Raw genomic sequence first — 21492 nt, 5'->3', positions numbered from 1 at the left:
GTCCTGTGCCTCGACCTCTGCGATGGGGGGAAGCGGCGGTGCGCGGTGTCAGACCGCGATCGCCTCGATGATGGAGATCGGCGCGCTGGTGGGGACGGCGCGGGTGACCTGGAAGCCGGCCTTGGCGAACAGCTCGGTGTACTCGGCGAGCGTGCGGTCCTGGGCGCCGAGCATCAGCATCAGCCAGAGGTCGATGGTGTGACCGAGGTGGTTCTCGTTGTTCTCGGGGAGCACGTACTCGATGACGAGCAGCTTGCCGCCCGGGGCGATCGCCTCGCGCGCGTTGCGCAGGGCGGTCACGGCGTCCTCCTCGGAGAAGTCGTGGATGATGTGCTTGAAGACGTAGGCGTCGGCGCCCGACGGCAGCTTGTCGAGGTACCCGCCGTGCTCGATGGTGAAGCGGTCGGCGACGCCGGCCTCCTCGAAGAGCGACTGCGAGTCGACGGTGGCGACCTCGGAGTCGTACAGCACGCCCTTGGCGTCCGGGGCCTGCTGGAGGATGCCCGCGAGGAGGTTGCCGCGGCCGGCGATGACGTCGACGACGGTGCCGAACTGGGTGAAGTCGTAGGCGTCCAGGATCGGGCCGGTCTCCGAGAGGGAGAGGCCGCCGAAGGCCTGGAAGAAGACGTTGGCGTACTCGGGCGTGGCGTGGAAGAAGTCGAGCGCGCCCATGCCGCGCAGCTTCGGCAGGTTGGGCTCGCCGGTCTCGACGGTGGCGGCGAGGTGGCCCCACTCCTCGTGCAGCAGCGGGTGGCTCATCAGGACGGCGAAGCCGCGCATCGAGTCCGGGGCGTCCTCGCGGAGCTTGTCGGAGAGCGGGGTGTTCTCGTAACGGCCGTCCGAGCCGACCGCGAAGACGCCGTGGCCGGCCAGCGCGCGCAGGATGCGGTGGGTCGCCTTGGCGTCGGCGCCGACGCGTCCGGCGATGTCGGCGGCGGACAGCGGCCCGTCGGCGAGGACGTCCGCGACACCGAGCTTGGCCGCGACGGAAAGGGCCTGGGTAATGACGGCACCCTGGATCAGGTTGAGCAGGGCGTACGAGTCGGACTGGTCGCGGACCTCGGTCTTTTCGGACATTACTTTCCTTCCGGAGCGCCTTTTTCGTGGATTTCCCGACGATAGGTCGGCGCTTCTCGGGCCCGCAACCAGACACTTTTGAAATTGTTGACTCGAACGTTCAACCGGAGAATCTGTGCGGTTGAACGGAGAGGAACCTCCACCGCTCCTCGACCGGGATTCCGGCCCTCCTTGTCAGATTGTCACGGCCCCACATACATCCCGAGAAGGAGCAGGCGGAATGGCCGACAACGGACAGCAGATAGCGCTGATCACCGGCGGAACGAGCGGCATCGGCCTCGCCGTCGCCGAGAACCTCGCGAGCCAGGGGCACAAGGTCTTCCTCTGCGCGCGCAACGAGGAGAACGTCCAGGAGACGGTCGCCAAGCTCCGCGCCGCCGGTCACGACGCCGACGGCCTGGCCGCCGACGTGCGCAAGCCCGCCGACGTGGAGCGCCTCGTCGACGAGGTCGTCGAGCGGTACGGCCGGATCGACATCCTGGTCAACAACGCCGGCCGCAGCGGCGGCGGCGAGACCGCGGAGATCGCGGACGAGCTCTGGTACGACGTCATCGACACCAACCTGAACAGCGTCTTCCTGATGACGCGCGCGGTCCTGAAGAAGGGGGACCCGGTCGGGCGCGGCTGGGGTCGCATCATCAACATCGCCTCCACGGGCGGTAAGCAGGGTGTCGTCCTGGGCGCCCCCTACTCGGCGTCCAAGCACGGTGTCATCGGCTTCACCAAGGCGCTCGGCCTGGAGCTCGCGAAGACCGGTGTCACGGTCAACGCCGTCTGCCCCGGCTATGTCGAGACCCCGATGGCGCAGCGGGTCCGCCAGGGCTACGCCGCGCACTTCGAGACCTCCGAGGCGGAGATCCTGGAGCGCTTCGAGGCGAAGATCCCGCTGGGCCGCTACTCCACCGCCGAGGAGGTGGCCGGCCTCGTCTCGTACCTCGTCTCCGACGCGGCGGCCCCCGTCACCGCGCAGGCCATGAACGTCTGCGGCGGCCTCGGCAACTACTGATCGAGCCGACGGACACGAGCACGGACACATCGAGGAGCCGACGTTGCCGCACACCACCCCGACCCCGGTCGACTTCTGGTTCGACCCGACCTGCCCCTGGGCGTGGCTGACCTCCCGCTGGATCCACGAGGTCGCGCGGCACCGGCCCCTCGACGTGCGCTGGCACATCATGAGCCTGACCGTGCTCAACGAGGGCCGCCCCGACCTGCCGGAGCGCTGGCACCGGGACCTGGCGCTGCGCATGGAGCCGGTGCGGGTCCTGGCCGCCGCCGAGAAGGAGTACGGCTCCGAGGTGCTCGGCGCGCTGTACACCGAGCTCGGCACCCGGTTCCACCTCGGGAAGGCGCCCAAGGAGCGGGCCACCTACGCGGCGGCGCTGGCCGCCGCGGGCCTCGACCCGGCCCTCGCGGAGGCGGCCGGGTCCGACGCGTACGACGCCTCGGTGCGGGCCTCGCACCAGGACGGCATCGGCCGCGTCGGCACCGACGTGGGGACCCCCGTCGTCGCGGTGGGGGACGTGGCGTTCTTCGGCCCCGTGGTGACCCCGACTCCGCGCGGCGAGGCCGCCGTACGGCTCTGGGACGGGGTGCTCGCGGTGGCGGGGACCGACGGGTTCTTCGAGCTCAAGCGCACCCGTACCCGCGATCCGATCTTCTCCTGAGAGCTCCGCGAGCCATGTCGTCAGCGTCGGGCCCCCACGAGGGGAGCGGTCCAGTTGTCGCTCAGCCATGCCTCGAGGGAGACGAGGTTCGGCCTGATCCGGCGCAGTTCCGGCAGGTCGGCGTGGTAGCCGTCGCGCTCGAACCAGTCGAACATGTTGGCGAGGTCCTCGCGGTGGGCGCGCAGCGGCTCGATGGGCAGCTGCTGGTAGCGGGTCGGCACCCCGGACGCGGCCTCGAACGCGGCCGCCATCTGCGGTCCGGTCAGGTCCTCGCCGGCGATCTCGACGACCCTGCCGAGCCAGGCCTCCGGGTTCTCGAAGGCCTCCGCGGCGAAGACGCCGATGTCGCTGGTGGCGATGAGCTGCACGGACGTGTCCGGGTCCAGCCACATGGACAGCACGAGCTCGCCCTCCACCGGACGCGGGGCGATGTCGAGGAGGATGTCGTGGAACATGACGGGCCGCAGCACCGTCGTCGGCAGGTCGAGCGTCCGCAGGTACTCCTCGACCTCCAGCTTGCTCTCGAAGTGCGGGACCCGGGTGTCCCGGTCCGCGCCGCCGACCGAGCTGTAGACGAAGTGCCGCACCCCGGCCAGGACCGCCGCGTCCGCGACCGCCCTGCCCTGCCGCACCTCCGCCTCGCACCCGCCGGGGCCGCGGAACGTCTGGACGCTGAACACTCCGTCGACGCCCTCCATCGCCGCCGCCAGCGACGCCGGGTCGTCCAGGTCGCCCCGGACGAGGACGGCACCCGCCTCCGCCAGGGCCCGTGCCTCCTCCTTGCCCGGGTCGCGGACCAGGGCGTGCACGGTGGCGCCGCGCCGCAGCAACTCGCGGGCCACCGCCCCGCCCTGCCGGCCCGTACCGCCGAGCACGAGGATCGTTCCTTCAACCGCCACTGTCTTCCTCCGTGTGTGTCGCCCGCCGGGTCCCCGCCCCGCGTGGCGTTCCGATGTGGTGGCCGCGAGCGGCCGCGATCCCCCGCGGGATCAGGCCGCCGACATGACCTTCAGCTGGAGCAGCGAGTTCACGAACTCGACGAGCTCCCCGGCGGTGTTGATCAGGCCGATCTCGTCCTCGTTGAGCTCGATGCCGAAGTCCCGCTCGATCCGGCTGTACGTCTCCAGGAGCGCGAGGGAGTCGTAACCCAGCTCGTCGAAGGGGCTGTCGGGCGCCTGGTCGAGGGGCAGCGCGTCCTCGGCCTCGCCGGCGCACTGGCGCATGATGGTCTGGAGGTCGCCGATCGTTATCTGCAGCACAGCCGTTCCTCTTTCTCTGTGGGTGACTCTCGGTCGGAGCCGCGCCGCGCTACCACGGCACGGTTCCGTCGTCCGCCAGGCAGGCGCCCGACGGTCCGGTCTCGTCGAGCAGGGCGAGCCGGACCGCGATCCCCGCTCCCTCGGCGGGTGTGCGGTGACCGCGGTGATGGTTGATGTCCGTCGCCACCACTCCGGGAAGGGCGGCGTTGACCTTGATCGGAGTGCCGCGCAGCGCCTTCGCGTAGGCCACCGTCAGCGCGTTCAGCGCGGTCTTCGAGGACTGGTAGGCGATCATGTCGAGACCCGCGAGCGGCGAGCCCGGAGCGGAGTTCAGGGTCAGCGAGCCGACGTGGCTGGACAGGTTGACGACACGGCCGGCCTCGGAGCGGCGCAGCAGCGGCAGCAGCGCGCGGGTCACGGTGACCACCCCGAAGACGTTGGTCTCGTAGACCTCCCGCAGGTCGTCCGCGGTCGCCTCGTCCGCCGTGCCGGTGAAGCCGCCCGCGACACCGGCGTTGTTGACCAGGATGTCGAGGCGTCCGTACCGCCGCTCGATCTCGCCGGCGGCCTCGGCCACGGAGGCCGGGTCCGTCACGTCGAGGCGCAGCGGCACCGCGGTGATCCCGTCGGCGGCGAGCGCGTCGGCGGCCTGCTTGCCCCGCACCTCGTCCCGGGCGCCGACGAGGACGGTGACGCCCTGCTCGCCGAGCTGCCGCGCGACGGCGAACCCGATGCCCTTGTTGGCGCCCGTGATGAGCGCGACCTTCCCGTCCGGCACGTCATTTCCTTTCCTGAGGGGCGTTCCTCACGAGGCGCGCCGAATTGCTGATGACTCGACGTTAGTAAGAGGCAAAAGCCGGGAGCACCTCCGACATTGCCATTCGGCTCCCGCGTTCAAGCGTTCAATAGCGGCGTTCAAGCACGCCTATTCCTCGGTTGAACGCCGCTCCGGCATGCCCGCATTCTTTTCATTGCAGACGAACACGGCGCTGAGTAGCTTCACCATGGCCAACAGTCGCCACAGCGCAGAGGGTCTCAATAATGAAAACAACCGACGTCATCGTGGTGGGTGCCGGGCCCGTCGGCCTGTTCCTCGCCGGAGAACTCCGGCTCGGCGGCGTGGACGTGGTCGTCTACGACAAGCTGCCCGCGCCCAGCGGCGAGTCCCGCGCCCTCGGGTTCAACCGGCGGGCCGCCGAGACCCTGGGGCAGCGCGGGGTGCTCGCCCGGCTCGGCGAGTTCCGGTGGGGCCCGATGGGGCACTTCGGCGGCGTCCGCTTCGACCTCGGCATGCTCGACGAGGACCACAGCGGAGTCCTCGGCCTGTCCCAGGCCAGGACCGAGGAGGCGCTGGGCGGCTGGCTGGCCGACCTCGGCGTCCCGGTCCGCCGCGGCCGCGAGGTGACCGGACTCCGCGAGACTCCCGAGGGCGTCGTGGTGACGTACGACGGTCCCGGGGGTCCCGGCGAGGAGACCGCCGCCTACGTGGTCGGCTGTGACGGCGCGGACAGCACCGTCCGGGCCCTGGCGGGCATCGCCGCCCCCGGTCACGAGGCCACCCGCGGCATGTACACCGCCGAGATCACCGGCGTCGCCCTGCGTCCGCGGCCCATCGGCGAGCGGCTGCCCGGCGGCTGCATGGTGGTGTGCACCCCGGTGGGCCCCGGCCGCCTCCGCATCGTCGTCCACGACCCCTCGCTGCCGGCCCGCCCGACGCCCGGCGCGCTGACCTTCGCCGAGGTCGCCGCCGCATGGAAGCGGCTGACCGGCGAGTCCATCGACGACGCCGAGCCGCAGTGGGTGTGGGCCACCGGCAACTCCACGGCGCACGCGGAGGAGTACCGGCGCGGCCGGGTGCTCCTGGCCGGCGACGCGGCGCACGAGATCCCGCCGCTGGCCGCCTGGGGGCTGAGTGCCGGACTCCAGGACGCCGCGAACCTCGGATGGAAGCTGGCGGCGACGGTCAGGGGCTGGGCGCCCGAGGGGCTGCTCGACACCTACCACGCCGAACGCCACCCGGTAGGAAGCGAGTTGATCCGCAACGCGCGGGCCGCGCAGAAGGTCTACCTCGGCGACGACGCCATGGACCCGATCCGCGAGGTCATGGGCGAGCTGCTCGCCCACAAGGACGCCGCGGAGCAGGCCGCCGGCATCGTGAGCGGCCTCGGCATCCGTTACGCGTTCGGCGCGGGCGACCACCCGCTGCTCGGCCTGCGCCTGCCCCCGCACCGCGAACTCGCCCTGGCGGACGGCACCCGCACCCGCGTCGGCGACCTGCTGCGCACCGGCCGCGGCCTGCTCGTCACCACCGGCGACAGCAAGGCGGGAGAACTCGCGGAGGGCTTCACCGACCGGGTCGACGTCGTCACCGGCACCTGGATCACCACCACGGAAGCCGACACCGGCACCGCCACCGACGCGTCCGCGCCCGACGCGGTCCTCGTCCGCCCCGACGGCTACGTCGCCTGGACCTCCCCCGGCAGCGCCGACGACCTCGCCGAGGTCCTCGGACGCTGGTTCGGCACCGCCCGCGTCCCCCAGCCCGCCGGCCGTTGACCGGCCCCCTCGAACCAAGGAGCTCAGGTATGCCCAGGGACACAGCCCGGGATGTCATCGTCGTCGGCGCCGGCCCGGTGGGACTGATGCTGGCGGGCGAACTCGGCCTGCGCGGCGTGGACGTCGTCGTCTACGAGCGGCTGCTCGCCCCGGCGCGCGAGTCGCGCGGCGCGAGCTTCACCCAGCGCACCGCCGAGTGCTTCGACCAGCGGGGCCTGCTCGGCTCGCTCGGCGCGACCGAGCCGGCCGACAGCCACTTCGGCGGGGTCCCGATCGACCTGTCCGCGCTGGCCGAGGACCACTACGGGCACCGGGGCGTATCCCAGTTCCGCACCGAGCGGATGCTGGAGGAGTGGGTGACCGGGCTCGGCGTGCCGATCCTGCGCGGCCACGAGGTGACCGGTTTCGAGGAGGACGCCGACGGCGTCGTGGTCGCCCTCGACGGGCCCGACGGCGCCACCGGGACCACCGCCCGGTACCTCGTCGGCTGCGACGGCGGACGGAGTTCCGTCCGCAAGCTGGCCGGCATCGACTTCCCCGGCACCCCCGGCGGGCGCGGCTTCCTCACCGCCGACGTCACCGGCATCGAGACCCGCAAGCGGCGCATCGGCGAGAACCTGCCGGGCGGCAGCATGATCATGGCGATGGACCTGGAGAACGGCGTCACCCGCGTGGTCGTCCACGAGGCCGGGACGGCGCCGCGCGACCGCGACTCGCTGACGTTCACCGATCTCGCCGACGCCTGGCAGCGGCTCACCGGCGAGTCCCTCCACCACGGCGAGTGCCGGTGGATCAGCTGCTTCACCGACGCCTCCCGGGCCGCCGCCGCGTACCGCAGCGGCCGGGTGTTCCTGGCGGGCGACTCCGCGCACATCCAGCCCCCGGCCATGGCGCAGGGGCTCAGCGTGGGCGTCCAGGACGCGGTGAACCTGGGCTGGAAGCTGGCGGCGGCGGTCAAGGGCACGGCCCCCGAGGGCCTGCTCGACACCTACCACGCCGAACGCCACCCGGTCGGAGAGCAGTTGGCCCGCAACGCCCGCGCCGCCATCGAACTGCGGCTCACCGGCGAGGACATGGACCCGGTCCGCTCCCTCATGACGGAACTCGTCGCCCACCGGGACGCCGCCGAGCACCTCGCCGGCATGCTGAGCAACCTCGGCGTCCGCTACGACCTGGGCAAGGGAGACCACCCGCTGCTCGGCCTGCGCATGCCGCCCGGCCGGGAGCTCGACCTGCCCGACGGCACCCGCGCCCGGGTCGCCGAGCTGCTGCGCACCGGGCGCGGCCTGCTCGTCACCACGGACGGCGCCCCGGTTCCGGCCGCGGCCGGCCTGACCGACCGGGTCGACGTCGTCACCGGCACCTGGGTCACCGCCCCGGAGCCCGCGCTCGACGCGGTCCTGGTCCGCCCCGACGGCTACGTCGCCTGGACCTCCCCCGGCAGCGTCGACGAACTGACGGAGGCCCTCGCGCGCTGGTTCGGCACCGGAGAGCAGCCCGCGCAGCAGCCCTAGTCAAGCCGCACTCGACCGGGGTTCTTGGAGCCCCGGTCAGACTGCCGAAGTCCGTCCCGGCGCCGACCCGTCGGCGCCGGGACGGGCCCTACGACACCGTATGCATCATTCATCAAGGAGCTGGTGGAATGGCCGGGAGCGAACGGGATCAGGCGAGCGGAAAGCCCCACGTGGTCATCGTCGGGGGTGGTATCGCGGGCCTTGCGGCAGCGTTCTACCTGCGGAACGAACCGGTCCGGGTGACGCTCCTGGAGGGATCGGACCGGATCGGCGGCAAGCTGAAGGTCTCCGAGGTGGCGGGCGTGCCGGTCGACGAGGCCGCCGAGTCGCTGTACGCCAACCGCCGCAAGACGACCGGCCTGATCAAGGACGCCGGGCTCGGCGAGCGGATCATGTCGGCGGGCGTCACCGCCTCGGCGATCCTCACCAAGAACGGCATACGCCACCAGCCGGACCGTCAGTTCATGGGCGTGCCCTGCGACATGGACGACCTGGCCCGGTCCGGCGTGCTGTCCGCCGCCGGTCTCGACCGGGCGCGCCAGGACCTGGCGCTGCCCTCGTTCGACCGGGAGGGAGACGTCTCGGTCGCGTCGTTCGTCGGCGGACGCCTCGGCCAGGAGGTCGTGGACAAGCTCGTCGACCCGTTCCTCGCCGGCGTGTTCTCCGGCCGCGCCGAGGACCTGTCGTTCGAGGCGACGCTGACGCCGCTGGCGATGGCCTCCCGCAACCACGTGTCCCTCGCGGACGCGGCGGGCTCGCTGACGCCCGTCCTCGCGGAGGGCGAGAAGCCGCCGCCGGTGAGCGTCGCCACCCTGGAGGGCGGCTTCGGTTCGCTGCCGCCCACGCTGGTGCGGGAGGTGCTGGCCGCCGCGCCGGACGCCTCGCTGCGCACCGGGGCGTCCGTGCGGGAGCTCACCCGGACCGCCGACGGCTGGCGGCTGGCCGTGGGCCCGGTCACCGCCCCGGAGTACCTCGACGCCGACGCCGTCGTCGTCGCCGTGCCGGCCGGCCCCGCGGGCCGTCTGCTGGCCGGGGTCCCCGGCGCCTCCGCGGCGGCCTCGGCGCTCACCGAGGTCCCGTACTCGAGCGTGGCGACGGTGACGCTCGCCTACCCGCACGCCGCGTTCGCCAACGGCGGCCTCCACGGCCGCGGTTACGCCGCCTACCGGGTGCCGGCGACGGAGGGGAAGCTCGTCAAGGAGGTCACCTTCACCACCGTGAAGTGGCCGCACCTGGCCGGCGAGGTGGAGATCGTCCGCTGCGCGCTCGGCCGGTTCGGCGAGGACCACCTGCTGCTGCGCGACGACGCCGACCTGGTCGCGGTGGCGGCGGCCGAGCTCGCCGAGGCCATCGGCGTGACCGGCGTCCCGGTGGCGAGCCGGGTGAGCCGATGGGAGGACGCCCTGCCGCAGTACACGGTCGGGCACCTGGACCGGGTGAAGCGGATCCGCGAGTCGGTGGCGACCCAGCCGGGCCTCGCGGTGTGCGGCGCGCTGTACGACGGCGTGGGCGTCGGCGTCTGCATGGCCACCGCACGCAAGGCCGCCGACCAGGTCCTGGGCTTCCTGAAGAAGGAGGCCGCCGACCGCTCGGTCGCGGTCGGCGTCTGACCCGGCCTCCGAGGCCCTGACGGCGACGAGAAGGGGCCGTGCCCGATCGGGCACGGCCCCTTCTCGTGTTTCCGGGAGCGGCGTCAGCGGTCGAGGACGGCCGCGAACACCTCGGTCAGGACCTGCTCCGGGTCCTCGGCGGCCTCCGTGGCGCGGTAGGCGACGTGCCCGTCGGGACGGACCACGAGCGCGCCGGCGCCGGTGATCTGCCGGACGGCCTCCCATCCGCCGTCCACGTCGTCGTAGTCGCCGCCCTCGCCGATGCGGGCCGTGACGACCGGCACGGAGTACTTCTCCGCCACGCGCTCGGCCGCCTCGGTCCACGCCGTCCCCTCGGGGCCGGTGATCAGCACGTAGCCGCTGGTGCCGGTGAGGTCGATCGTGGAGAGGAGCTCGCCGTCGCGGCTGATCCAGGCGTGCGGCACCCGGTGGCCGGGGCGGGACGTCGGCACGTGCACGTTCCGCATCGGGACGCGGGCCGGCCGCTCGGTGCCGTCGGGGACGAGCGCGCCCTCCTCGTAGCCGAAGCCCACCTCCATGTCGAGCGACTGGCAGCCGCCGCGGTGGGTGTGGAAGATCTCCAGCGCCCGGGCCCGCACGGTGTCGCCGTTCGCGGACGGGTCGAAGTACGCCTCCAGACGCTGGAGACGGCGGCCCGCGGGAATGTTGTGGCCGACGCCGATGGCATCGATGACGACCTGGTGGTGGGAGGCAGCGGACACGGCCCAGTCGACGTTCTCGCGGCCCACGGGACGGCGCTCGGCCTCGTAGGTGTCGATCAGGCTGTCGGGCGAACCGCCGTTGACGACCGCGGCCAGCTTCCACGCCAGGTTGTGGGCGTCCTGGATGCCGGTGTTGAGGCCGAGGCCGACGGCCGGCGGCTGGCGGTGCGCGGCGTCGCCGGCGATCAGCACGCGGCCGACGCGGTAGCGGTCGGCGAGGTGGGCGTGCACGATCCAGTCGGTGACCTTGTGGACCTCGATCTCCAGCTCCGGCAGGCGCAGCAGCTCGCGGATGCGCGGGATCACGGTCTCGGCGTCCCAGCGTCCGGGCGGGCCGGGGGCGAAGTGCAGGCCCCACTGCTCGCAGGCCTTGCCCCAGCTCGGCCCCATCTCGATGAGGTTGCTGGAGAGGTCGGGGTCCTCCGGGCTGAGGAAGTGGGTGATGAGCGTGCCTTCCTCCCACCACTCGGACAGGTCGGCGGAGAAGTAGGCGGTGGTGGTGTTGACGAGTCCGGGCGGGCCTTCCTGCTTGATGCCGACCTCGGGGCCGACGAACCGGCCGCCGTCGGCGCCTATCAGGTACTGCGCCTTGACCGTGGTGATCTCCCCGGTCTCGACGTTCCGCACCTCGGCCAGGACGTGGTCGCCCTCGTCGGAGAAGGTCGTCAGCTCGTGGTGGAAGAGGATCCGGCCGGGGCTGCGGTTCTCCGCGTGGCGGCGCAGGATCGGCTCCAGCCACATCTGCGGCAGCTTGGCCGGCAGGACGGGCCCGACCTTCTCGTAGCCCTCGCGCAGTTCGCCGCCGCCGAAGGCGTCCATCTCGTGGATCAGACGGCGGTCCATCGGCCCGTCGCCCGCGAGCGTGGTCTGCCAGCGCACCTTGCCGAACATCTCCAGCGGTGCCGCCTCGGCGAGCACGTCGTCGGCGATGCCGTGCTGCCGGAAGATCTCCATCGTGCGCTGGTTGAGATAGTGCGCCTTCGGAATCCTCGACGTGTCCGGGTGCCGTTCCACCAGCAGATGGTCGACGCCCTGGTCGGCCAGGAAGACGGAGGCGGACAGACCGCATCCGCCACCGCCCACGATCAGGACCGGAACCTCGATTGTCCCCATGTTCGCCCTTCCAGAAATATCGACGGATGCATTGCCGTCGCAGCCTGGCAAAGGGCTCTTCAGATCCGGTCAAGAACGGCTGGACCGGGCCGGCCCGTACGACCGCCGGTCGGTCACGGGGGTGACCGGCCGGCGGTGGGGGTGCGGACGCGCGAGGGTCAGCCGAGCCAGACCCCGTCGCGCATCAGGCCGCGGCCGGCCAGCTCGTTCGCCTCGCGCCAGGCCTGGGTGCGCTGCGGGCGGATGCGGAAGTACTGGTAGGGCTGCTCGAGTTCGCGCGGGTCGAAACCGGTCTTCGCGGCGAAGGCGTCCCCGGCCTCCTGGCCGAGCTCGGCGACGTCCAGCGGCTCGGCGACGCCGTCGACGATCACCACGTCGCGGGTCGGGCCGAGGCCGAGGCGCACCCGGCCGTCGGCGAGGAGGTTGCGGCCGGTGACCGAGGCGCGCGGCGTGGAGATCAGGAACGCGGCGCCGTCCCAGAGGTACGAGAGGGGGATGAGGTGGACCCCGCCCTCGGCGCCGGACGTGGCGACCCAGAGGTCGATGTCGTTCTCCAGCCTGGCACGCGTGTCCTTGAGCCGCTCCTCCAGTCCACGCGGTGGCATGTCGGTCATGCTTCCTCCATCGATGTCGCGGAGCCCTCCCCGGCCGGGGACGGCTCGTTCGGTTGTCGGCCGGGCCTCGCGGGCAGCGTCGCCGCCACGGCCGCCACCGCCCTGACGGCCGCGTGCACACTGATCATGTCGTGTGACCGGTGCGCGACGAAGCGGACATGGCCGTTCGGCAGCGGAAGGACGCGAACTCCGTGTTCGGCGAGGCGCGTTGCGCAGTCGTCGGCGGCGAGTCCGGCGAGTCGGGCCATGACCATGTTGGTCGGTCGCGGCGGGCGCATCACCTCGGCGCCGGGCACCGAGGCGAGCCCGTCGGCGAGGGCGGCGGCCTTCTCGTGGTCGGCGGCGAGTTCGGGCAGGCGCCCGAGCGCGACCAGGGCGGGTGCCGCGACGATGCCCGCCTGGTGCAGGGAGCCGCCGAGCCAGGTCCTCGACTCCCGGGCGTGCGCGAGGTACTCGCGCGTGCCGCAGAGGAGTCCGCCGACCGGGCCGCCGAGTCCCTTGGAGACGGAGAAGGACACGCTGTCGGCGGGGCCGGCGAGTTCGGCGGGCGGGACGCCGAGCGCCACGGCCGCGTTCGCGAGGCGGGCGCCGTCGAGGTGGAAGTGCGCGCCGTACCGGTGGGCCAGGTCGGCCACGGCGCGGGTGGCGGCGGCGTCGAGGGCGTTGCCCGAGCGCATCATGCTGGTGTTCTCCAGGCACACCACGGTCGGGCGTCCTTCCGCGCCGGCGGCGAGCAGCGCGGTCAGGGCGTCCGGGTCGGGCAGCCCGTCGGGGCGCTGTGGCACCGCCACGAGCTCGACCCCGCCGAAGCGGCGCAGCCCGTCCGCTTCGAGGAACGCCATGTGGGTGTCGGCTCCGGCGATCACGCGGGGCGGCGGCGACCCGGGCGGGCCGGCCGCGGCGAGCGGGGCGACGAGGTTCGCCATGGTGCCGCTGGGCATGAGCAACGCGGCCTCGGTGCCCAGGAGTCCGGCGACCGTCTCCTCCAGGAGGGCGACGGTGGGGTCGTCGCCGTACACGTCGTCGCCGACCCTGGCCCCGGCCATCGCCGCGCGCATCCGGGCGTCGGGCAGGGTGCGGGTGTCGCTGCGGAAGTCGAGCCGCGGCGGGGTGGCGGTCGCCATCGCCGGCTACCTTCCCGGCCGGTGGGCGACCCAGACGGCCCGGGGCCGGGTGTAGCCCTCCACCGCGTGGAGGCCCAGCTCGCGGCCGTACCCGGACTGCCCCATGCCGGAGACGCTGACGGTCTCCTCGGTGTCGCCCCAGGTGTTGACCCAGACCATGCCGGCGCGCAGGTTCCGGCCGAAGTGCTCGGCCCGGTCGGCGTCCGACGTCCAGACGGAGGCCGACAGGCCGTACGCGGTGTCGTGCGCGAGGGCCAGTGCCTCGGCGTCGGTGTCGAACGCGGCGACGGACAGCACCGGGCCGAAGATCTCCTCGCGCCAGGCTCGGCTGTCGGACGGCGCTTCGTCCAGGATCACGGGGTGGACGTGGAACCCGCCGTCGAGGTCGTGCCGGACGCCGGTGGCGTCGGGCGGCAGGACGACGCGCGCGCCCTTCGCCGCCGCCTCCTCGACCACCTCGGCCGCGCGGTCGGCGGCGGCGCGGCTGATCAGGGGGCCGAGGTCGGTGGCGGGGTCCGCCGGCCGGCCGACCCGCAGGCCGGCGGCCAGTTTGGCCACGCGGTCGACGAACTCGACGTGCACGGCCCGGTCGACGACGAGGCGGGAGGCGGCCACGCACATCTGGCCGGTGTTGCCGGTGAATCCGGTGACGACGGCCCGGGCGGCCGCGTCGAGGTCGGCGTCGCGGAAGACCACCACGGGGCTCTTGCCGCCGAGTTCGAGCGAGACGGGCTTGAGGCCGTCGGCGCAGCGGCGTGCGACGTCGCGTCCGGCGGCCGTCGAGCCGGTGAACGACACCATGCCGACGGCCGGGTGCCCGCACAGCAGCCGGCCGGTGCCGGCGCCGCCGTACACGCCGGTGAGCACGCCCTCGGGGAGCAGTCCGCCGGCGCGGTCGACGAGGCGGCGCAGCGAGAGCGGTGTCTCGGGCGCCGGCTTGACCACGACGGTGTTGCCGTACGCGAGGGCCGCGGCGATCTTCCACACGGCGAGGAGCAGGGGGTAGTTGTTCGGCGCGACGGCCGCGACGACGCCGACGGGCACGCGGTCGGTGTACGCGCGCATGCCGGGGCCCGAGGGGTGGGTCTCCCCCACCGGGTGGCGGGCCGCCGCCGCGAACCAGTCGAGTACCCGGGCGGCGAAGTCGACCTCGCCGAGTGCCCGTGCCGTGGGCTTGCCGGCGTTGCTCCGCTCCAGTTCCGCGAACACCTCGCGCTCGGCGCGCAGCAGGTCCCCGAGGTTCCGGAGCAGGTCGCCGCGCCGGCTCGGCGAGGTGTCGGCCCACTCGCCGCGGAAGGCCGTGTCCGCGCGGGCCACGGCGTCGTCGACGCCGGACTCGTCTGTGTCCTTCAGGCGGGCGAGGAGGCGCCCGGTGGCGGGGTCGAGGACGGCCCGTCCCGTCCCGCTCATCCCAGCACCTCGGCGTTCCCGGCGAGGCGGAGGTCGGCGTCGATGCCGGCGACCAGGCCGAGGAAGGCCTCGCGGCCCAGGCCCGTGCCGGCGCTGCCCAGCAGGCGGAGGTCGTAGCCGTCGGGGTGCTGCCACCAGGCGTCGCAGGCGCCGTACTCGGCGTCGACGTGGCCGAGGTGGAGGGGGCGGCCGTCGAGGTCGTGGAGCTCCTCGGTGGCGGGGTGCTTCTCTCGGACGGGCGGAAACTCCAGGCGCCCGCCGCCGGTGCGCTGGGCCGTGAGGCGCAGTTCGGCGCCGTCCGGCGAGGCGTAGACGACCTCCAGTTCGCGGACGGCGGCGCCGTCCCCGAAGGTCGCGGCGCTCTCCGCGCGGAACCCGCCGGCGGTCACCGGAACGCCCTGGGCGGCGAGGAAGGCGGCGACGTCGGCGGAGGGGATCCAGTCGCCCTCGTGCTTCTTGTCGCGCCGGTGGAAGGAGAAGACGCCGGTGGGGACGGACACCATGTCGGCCCGGTGCCTGGCCCAGTAGCTCAGCTCGGCGAACGGGGTGGCGAGGATCCGCTCCGCGGCCTCGGGCACGGCGGGGCGCAGCGCCGCGAACAGCGCTACGAGCTCCTCGTCGGTGAACTCGCCTTCGAGCACCGAGAGTTCGACCGTGGTACGGGCCATCCGGGCGCTGCCGGCCCGGTGCCCCAGGTAGTCGGTGCCGAGCCAGGCGACCCGGCCCTCGCCGATCTCGTACGGCCTGGTCTCACTGCCCCACAGGCACGGGTGGTCCGCGGCGGGAAAGGCCCAGTCGTAGTGGAACTGCTTGAGGCGCAGCCGGCGCCCACCGCCGGAGATCTCCGTGCGGTATCCGGCCGGGTTGGCATCGCTCCAGGGGGTGCGGCCCTCGGCCTCCACCCGCCCGGGAGGAGCCTCCCTGCGGAGCGTGCCGACGCTGCTGTCGCAGCCCGCGGGCAGCACGGTCGGCCGCCACACCGTGAAGTTGCACCCGTCCTGTGCCGCCGCCTCGCTGAGCACCGGCGGCACCGGGTCAAGGTCGGCGGCGCGCTCCAGGATCTGCCAGCGCCACTGGGGTACGGGACGGTTCGCCATGACTCTGACTCCTCGGTTCGGTTCTGAACTCCGCGAGGTGGTCGAGCCAGGCGGAGGAGGACGCGAGAAACATCCATTCGCCGACGCCCAGTTCGGCGCGGAGCGCGTCCGGCAGCGGTGGCAGCCCGAAGGGGGTGCCGAGTCCGTCGGCGAGTTCGGTCAGCCGCTGCACGTAGCGGGGGTCGGTGGGGGTGGGGAAGCCCTGTTTGCGGCGGTGGCGTACCGACTCGGGCATGAGGTCGGCGAGCGCCGCTTTGAGCAGGCTCTTGTGGCTGCCGGGCTTGTTGGTGTCCTTGAGGTGTTCGGGGCAGCGGAAGGCGAGTTCGGTGAGGGTGACGTCCTGGAAGACGGGCCGGTCCTCCAGGGTGAAGGTCGACGAGGTGGCGTCGACCATGTCGTTGACGTAGACGAGGAAGCGCCGCATCAGGTGGTGCCGGCCGCGTTTGAGGGGCGAGGCCGTCTTGAGCGCCCGGTACTCGTCCATGGTGCGTTCCCACACCCGGTCGGTGACGACGTCCATGTCGACGTCGAGTCCGTGCGCCATCCAGCCGACGAGCTTCGCCCAGACGGGCCGTTCGTCGGCGTGCAGCCGGTGGGTGAGGTAGTGCCGGCCGTGGATGTACGTGGGGGCGAGGGGGTCGACGACGGGGAAGTAGCGGCCGTCCTGGTACCCCCAGAGCTCGTCGGCGCCGTGGCCCGAGTAGACGACCACCTTCCGGTCGCCGGCGATGGTCCCGTAGAGGTGGTGCATGGCGAGTTCGGCGCCGTGCAGGAGCGGCCGCATCAGCCGGGTGGGCAGGACGGGGACGAGGTCGGCGGCGGCGTGCCGGTCCAGGTCGCAGACGGTCAGCCCCACCCCGAGGCGCTCGGCGACCTCGGTGGCGTAGGCGACGTCGTCGCCCGAGCCGCCGATGCCGTCCTGGTAGCGGAGCACGTATCCGTCGAGGGGCACTCCGGCGGCGGTCAGGCCGGCGGCGATCGCCGTGCTGTCGACGCCGCCGCTGAGCACCGCGGCCCGGGGGACGTCGGACACCGACCGCTGCTCGATCGCCCGGTCGAAGGCGGCCCTGATCTCCTCGGGCTCGACCAGGCCGTCCACGGACGCGGGCCGCCAGTAGCGGTGCGTGCGGGTGCGCCCTCCGTCCACCGCCAGGTATTCGGCGGGCTGGAGGGAGCGGACGCCGCGCAGCCAGGTGTGGTCGTCGGCCGCGTCCATCCGGATCCACGAGCGCAGCAGGTACTCCTCGGCGTCGACCTCGGGGGTGATCAGGCCGGTGCGGAGCAGGACCTGCTGCTCGGAGGCGAACAGCAGCCCGCCTTCGGTGAAGGCGTAGAAGAGCGGTTTGACGCCGAAGTGGTCGCGGGCCAGTACGACCCGGCCCGTCGTGGTGTCGTGCCAGGCGAGCGCGAACATGCCGTCGAGGGGCCGCAGCGCGTCGGCGGGGTCGTCCTCGCGGCAGACCTGCTGGAGGGCGAACTCGGTGTCGCAGCTGGTGCGGCGCGGCCACAGCGGCGGCGCGGGCGAACGGGAGCCGTAGACCTCGCCGTTGTGGACGAGCACGACCCGGCCGGTGGGGTCGGTCATCGGCTGGTCGCCCGCGTGGCTGCGGTCGCGGACGGCCAGCCGGGTCGCGCACAGCATGACGGTGCCGCACGCCGAGACGTACGGGGCGCGGCAGCCCTCGCCGCGGTGCGCCATGGCGTCGGTCATGGTCCGGCCGAGCGCGTCGAGCCAGGCGCGGTCCCGGCGGCCGTCGAAACTGATGAATCCCGCTATACCGCACATGTGCCACTCACCCAACCCGCCTGCCGTGTCCGGCTCTTCGGCGTCCGTGCCCGCTCCGCGGGTGCCTCCGGCTCCCGCCAGACGTGCCGGAGGCCGGCCAGGGCCTCGGTGAAGACGTGCTCGATGCCGTGGTGGCCGCCCTCGTGCTCGCGGTAGACGTGCGGGACGTGGTGGGCGCGGAGGGCGGCGTGCAGGGCGCGGACGCCCCAGTGCATGCCGTACTCGTCGCGCTGTCCGACGTCGAGGTGGAGCAGGCCGAGCCCGGCCAGCCGGCCGGCGTGCTCGGGCAGCATCCGCACCGGGTCGAGGGTGAGCCAGCGCTGCCACACGTCGTCGCGGAACAGGCCGGTCCCGGGGTCGCACGGCAGCGCGTCCGAGGCGCTGGTGTCGGGCTTCTCGGCGTAGCACATGCCCATGGCGACGATGCTCATCGCGACCATGAACGGCACGTCGTGCGGGCCCGCGGCCCTGCGGGCGAGCAGCCCGTCGACGCCGCCGGCCGCCCGGACCGTGTCGAGGGTGCCGGGCAGCAGCGGCAGGTAGCAGTGCTCGAACCCGGCGTCGGGCGAGCAGGCGACGACCGCTCCGAACAGGTCGGAGGTCATGCCGGCGATCAACGCCCCGTAGCCGCCGCTGGACTTGCCGCCGACGGCGCGCCAGGCCGGTTCGGGCCGGGTCGCGAACCGCCGGTCGACCTCGGCGACGACCTCGGCGAGGTAGCCGGCGTACTCCCCCGAGGCGGCGGAGTCGAGGTACTGCGAGCCGCCGTAGGCGGTGGTGCAGTCCGGCACGACGAGCAGCGCGGGCGGCACCCGGCCGTCCTCCATCGCCTGCCGCAGCCGGTCGGCGACGGAGGCGCCGAAGGCGAGTGCCCGGCCGGTCAGGCCCGGGTGGGCGCCGAACCCGGGCAGCCAGTAGACGACCGGGAAGCGGCGGACGCCGTCGTATCCGGGCGGCAGGTGCACCTCGATCCTCCGCCGGTACGGGTCTCCCAGCGGGTTGCCGCGCAGGCGGACGCTCTCGTGGTCGACCACGACGGTGGCGGGGAACGTGTCGGCGGGGCCGCTCATGAGCGGGCCTCCTGCCGCAGTTCGCGGTCCACGTGGCGGGTGTAGAACGACGGGTGGTGGAAGACCGCGGAGAGCAGCACCCCGTCGCTGGCCCACAGGCCGAAGGAGCTGCCGAACAGCAGGTCGGCGCCGAGCATGGCCTCCAGGGTGCTCGCCGCGATCTCGGTCCAGCCCTCGCCGCCGGCGACGTGGCTCCGGGCGGGGCCGGGGCCGAGGCGGGTGACGCGGCCGGCCACCGGGTCGAGCAGGAAGGCGGTCTCGGCGCCCGCTCCCCCCTCGCCGTCCCCGTCCTCGTACAGCGAGACGACGTGCCGTCCGGCGCCGTCGTCGAGCGCCCGGTACCAGTAGTCGGTCGCCACGAGCCGGTCGAGCACCTCGCGGAGGAGGTCCTCGGCGGGGCGGGTCTGGCGGCCGTACCGGTCGAGGGAGGCGTCGAACGGCGGGACCGGGGTGTCGGGGTCGAGCCGGACCTCGGCGTAGACCTCGTCGAAGTCGTACGCGTCGGGCGCGACGGGTCCGTCGGTCAGGACGGCCTTGCCGTCCGTCACCTCCATGACCTGGCCCGGGCCCCAGAGCAGGCCGTCGCGGCCCAGCTCGTCGAGGCGCGCGAGGGCCTCGGTCGGGGTGAAGGGGAACATCGTCCGGTTGCACCAGGAGTAGTCGCGCTCGCCGTCGCCGCTGACGCGCCAGCCGAACGAGGAGGGCACGGTCACGGTGGCGGGCAGCGTCCCGACGTACCGGTCGAAGTTCGCGACGGCGCGGGCGCGGACCGCGTCCGGGTCGGTCAGCGCGCGGCGCTCGGTGAGCACGCCGGGCGGCGAGACGCTGTGCGCGGGCACGAACACGGCGTCGAGGCGCGGCGCGTCGTCGCGCTGGAAGGCGGCCACGGTCGCCTCGTGCAGGAGGGCGTCCCCGCAGAGCATGACGGAGGCGTCGGCGGTCTCCACGAGCACGCTCATCTCGGGGAACGACACGGCCGAGGGGAACGTCCGCAGGGTCGCCCCGCCCAGGGTGACGGTGTCGCCCGGGGTCACCGGGTGCAGGCGCTCGAAGCCGAAGCGGCGCAGCGTCCAGGCGATCGCCTGGTGTCCGAGCCCCGAGGCGGTCAGCTGCGGCGGCACCGGTCCCGCGGGGTAGACGCAGGTGACGCCGGAGCTCTGGCGCGGGCTGTCGTCGAAGTCCACGTCGGCGCCGTCGACGAGCCGGAGCAGCGACGGGAAGTGGTGGTGGTCGTAGTGGTGGTGGCTGAGGACCACGTAGTCGACGCCCTCGTCGAGCACCTGGCGGACCAGGTCGTCGGGCAGCGGCGGATGGTGCTCCCAGAAGCGGTCGAGGCGCTGGGTGAGCCACGGGTCGAAGAGGATGCGTTCCGTCCCCGTCTCGACGAGGACGGCGGCGTGGCCGAGCGATGTCAGGCGCATCAGCCGGCCGCCTCGTACACGCAGCGGAAGCCGACCTCCATGTGCCGGTCGGTGATCAGGTCCTTGCCCCGGTAGAACGTGGTGAGACAGGCCGGGGGCGAGGTCCAGGTGCCGCCGCGCAGGACGTGGAAGGCGTCCTTGCGGTTCATGAAGTCCAGCGGGTGGCGGCCCTTGAAGAAGGGGTCCATGTCCTCGCCGGTGTAGAAGTTGGTCCGGGTCAGCTCCCAGACGTTCCCGGAGGTCTGGAGGACGCCGTACGGGCTCGCGCCCTCGGGGAGGGCGTCCGCGGCCAGCACCGGGTGGGCCGGGCTCTCGCCCTGCTCGACGGTGACGAGCAGCGCCTCCAGGGAGTCGAGGTCGGCGACGTTCTCGCCGAAGGCCCGCTCGACGTAGTTCACCCGGGCCGGGTCCCACTCGTCGCCCCAGGGGAAGCGGCGGCCGTCGGTGCCGCGCGCCGCCTTCTCCCACTGGTGCTCGCTGGGCAGCGAGCCGCCGGCCCACTTCGCGAAGGCGTAGCCGTCGTACCAGTCGATGCCGACGACCGGCTGGCCCGGTGCGTTGAAGCGCGGGTCGTGCCAGTGCGCGGGGCGGTGCGAGCGCTCCTCCGGCTGGTCGGGGTGGTCGAACTCGCCGGAGTCGCCGACCTCTTCGAGGAACTCCCGGTAGCGGGCGTTGGTCACCGTCGTCCGGTCGATGTGGAAGGCGGGCACGTCCACGGCGCTCAGCGACAGGTCGTCGGTCAGCATGCGGAAGGCGTCGGACTCCTCGATCGCGCCGATGATCGCCGGGCCGCCGGGCACCAGGACGACGTCGGCGTTGCGCCGGGGCCGCGTGCGCGCGGCCTCGATCCGGGCCCGCATGTCGGAGAAGTACTCGTCCTCGAGGCGGCGGAGTTCGGCCGGGTCGCGGGTGCCGAACACGCTGATGAGGGCGCGCTTGGTGAGGGCCGCGCCGCAGCCGACGGGCTTGCGCGCCCAGCCCGGCTTCGTGAAGTTGCTGGGCCAGCCCGAGATGCGGATGAGGTCGGGGACGGCGGCCGCGATGCGGTACTCCGTGATGACCTTCAGGGCCGTGAACGCGACCCAGTCGACGGTGTCGTGCGTCGAGGCGGCGACGGCCGTGTCGGCCGCGGGGTCGCCGGCGTGGTGCTCGGCGAGCAGCCGTACGGCGCCGGCGCGCACCGGCCATTCCGGGTGGGTGATGGCGAGGGTCGCGAGCAGCGGCACCCCGTCGGCGGCCCGGCCCTTCTCGCGCGCGAGGTCGACGACGCGTTCCACCGACGCCCAGTAGCGGTCGTCGGTGGAGTCGTCGATCACCAGCATGTCGGCGGGAATGTCGATGACCTGCGAAACGCGATTACCTACCATCTCAACCTCTCTCTCGGGACGATGGACGACGAGCCGCCCGTACGGAATGCGAATCCGTACGGGCGGCGCAATTCGCTGGTCAGCG

General features: G+C 73.1%; 18 protein-coding genes. 5 read left to right on the top strand and 13 right to left on the bottom strand.

Going from position 1 to position 21492, the window contains the following annotated elements:
- Positions 1 to 48: 48 nt before the first annotated feature.
- A complete protein-coding gene (locus OO54_RS22250; protein ID WP_033205644.1) occupies positions 49 to 1077 on the bottom strand; it encodes a methyltransferase in 1029 nt (342 codons plus the stop codon).
- 220 nt (positions 1078 to 1297) lie between these two features.
- Here OO54_RS22250 and OO54_RS22245 point away from each other — a divergent pair, with 220 nt between their 5' ends.
- Together OO54_RS22245 and OO54_RS22240 are read left to right on the top strand one after the other, a co-directional pair.
- Entirely contained in the window at positions 1298 to 2083 is a 786-nt protein-coding gene (locus OO54_RS22245; protein ID WP_017237254.1) for an SDR family NAD(P)-dependent oxidoreductase, read from the top strand.
- 43 nt (positions 2084 to 2126) lie between these two features.
- A complete protein-coding gene (locus OO54_RS22240; RefSeq protein WP_033205642.1) occupies positions 2127 to 2744 on the top strand; it encodes a DsbA family protein in 618 nt (205 codons plus the stop codon).
- 20 nt (positions 2745 to 2764) lie between these two features.
- On the opposite strand, the gene OO54_RS22235 is transcribed toward OO54_RS22240, so the two are convergent.
- From OO54_RS22235 to OO54_RS22225, 3 genes are all read right to left on the bottom strand, one after another.
- Positions 2765 to 3643, bottom strand: coding sequence for an NmrA/HSCARG family protein (locus tag OO54_RS22235; RefSeq protein WP_106970072.1), 879 nt, complete (start codon positions 3641 to 3643; stop codon positions 2765 to 2767).
- Between the two features lie 90 nt (positions 3644 to 3733).
- Entirely contained in the window at positions 3734 to 4003 is a 270-nt protein-coding gene (locus OO54_RS22230; RefSeq protein WP_017237251.1) for an acyl carrier protein, read from the bottom strand.
- Between the two features lie 49 nt (positions 4004 to 4052).
- Positions 4053 to 4781 carry an SDR family oxidoreductase gene (locus tag OO54_RS22225; protein ID WP_017237250.1) on the bottom strand — a complete coding sequence of 243 codons (729 nt, stop codon included), beginning with the start codon at positions 4779 to 4781 and terminating at the stop codon, positions 4053 to 4055.
- A gap of 263 nt (positions 4782 to 5044) precedes the next feature.
- Here OO54_RS22225 and OO54_RS22220 point away from each other — a divergent pair, with 263 nt between their 5' ends.
- The 3 genes from OO54_RS22220 (at position 5045) to hemG (ending at position 9683) form a co-directional block, all read left to right on the top strand.
- Positions 5045 to 6559, top strand: a complete 1515-nt coding sequence (locus OO54_RS22220; protein WP_033205639.1) for an FAD-dependent monooxygenase — start codon at positions 5045 to 5047, stop codon at positions 6557 to 6559.
- A 29-nt stretch (positions 6560 to 6588) separates the two neighbouring features.
- On the top strand, positions 6589 to 8073 hold the full coding sequence (locus tag OO54_RS22215; RefSeq protein WP_033205637.1) for an FAD-dependent monooxygenase: 1485 nt from the start codon (positions 6589 to 6591) through the stop codon (positions 8071 to 8073).
- A 128-nt stretch (positions 8074 to 8201) separates the two neighbouring features.
- Complete coding sequence (hemG, locus tag OO54_RS22210; RefSeq protein WP_033205634.1) at positions 8202 to 9683, top strand: protoporphyrinogen oxidase; 1482 nt, start codon at positions 8202 to 8204, stop codon at positions 9681 to 9683.
- Positions 9684 to 9766: 83 nt separating this feature from the next.
- On the opposite strand, the gene OO54_RS22205 is transcribed toward hemG, so the two are convergent.
- The 9 genes from OO54_RS22205 to OO54_RS22165 form a co-directional block, all read right to left on the bottom strand.
- A complete protein-coding gene (locus OO54_RS22205) occupies positions 9767 to 11518 on the bottom strand; it encodes an FAD-dependent monooxygenase (RefSeq protein ID WP_033205631.1) in 1752 nt (583 codons plus the stop codon).
- Between the two features lie 158 nt (positions 11519 to 11676).
- Positions 11677 to 12132, bottom strand: coding sequence for a pyridoxamine 5'-phosphate oxidase family protein (locus OO54_RS22200; RefSeq protein WP_033205628.1), 456 nt, complete (start codon positions 12130 to 12132; stop codon positions 11677 to 11679).
- Positions 12129 to 13256, bottom strand: coding sequence for a threonine aldolase family protein (locus OO54_RS22195; protein WP_051787095.1), 1128 nt, complete (start codon positions 13254 to 13256; stop codon positions 12129 to 12131). The genes OO54_RS22200 and OO54_RS22195 overlap by 4 nt, the downstream gene beginning before the upstream one ends.
- Before the next feature lie 6 nt (positions 13257 to 13262).
- Positions 13263 to 14666: an aldehyde dehydrogenase family protein gene (locus tag OO54_RS22190; protein ID WP_051787094.1), complete on the bottom strand. Its 1404-nt coding sequence runs from the start codon at positions 14664 to 14666 to the stop codon at positions 13263 to 13265.
- Entirely contained in the window at positions 14663 to 15763 is a 1101-nt protein-coding gene (locus tag OO54_RS22185; RefSeq protein WP_033205626.1) for a hypothetical protein, read from the bottom strand. Before OO54_RS22185 ends, OO54_RS22190 begins: the two co-directional genes overlap by 4 nt.
- Entirely contained in the window at positions 15702 to 17549 is a 1848-nt protein-coding gene (locus OO54_RS22180; RefSeq protein ID WP_033205623.1) for an asparagine synthetase B family protein, read from the bottom strand. Before OO54_RS22180 ends, OO54_RS22185 begins: the two co-directional genes overlap by 62 nt.
- On the bottom strand, positions 17537 to 18619 hold the full coding sequence (locus OO54_RS22175; protein ID WP_051787093.1) for an alpha/beta hydrolase-fold protein: 1083 nt from the start codon (positions 18617 to 18619) through the stop codon (positions 17537 to 17539). Before OO54_RS22175 ends, OO54_RS22180 begins: the two co-directional genes overlap by 13 nt.
- Positions 18616 to 20040 carry an MBL fold metallo-hydrolase gene (locus tag OO54_RS22170; RefSeq protein ID WP_033205621.1) on the bottom strand — a complete coding sequence of 475 codons (1425 nt, stop codon included), beginning with the start codon at positions 20038 to 20040 and terminating at the stop codon, positions 18616 to 18618. The genes OO54_RS22175 and OO54_RS22170 overlap by 4 nt, the downstream gene beginning before the upstream one ends.
- Positions 20040 to 21407, bottom strand: coding sequence for an SUMF1/EgtB/PvdO family nonheme iron enzyme (locus tag OO54_RS22165; RefSeq protein WP_234439378.1), 1368 nt, complete (start codon positions 21405 to 21407; stop codon positions 20040 to 20042). The genes OO54_RS22170 and OO54_RS22165 overlap by 1 nt, the downstream gene beginning before the upstream one ends.
- Between the last annotated feature and the right edge of the window lie 85 nt (positions 21408 to 21492).

Origin of the sequence: Streptomyces wedmorensis (assembly GCF_000716445.1) — a bacterium.
GTDB lineage: Bacteria > Actinomycetota > Actinomycetes > Streptomycetales > Streptomycetaceae > Streptomyces > Streptomyces wedmorensis.
The sequence above is the reverse complement of the archived record's forward strand: the minus strand, read 5'-3'. Positions and strand labels throughout refer to the sequence as shown.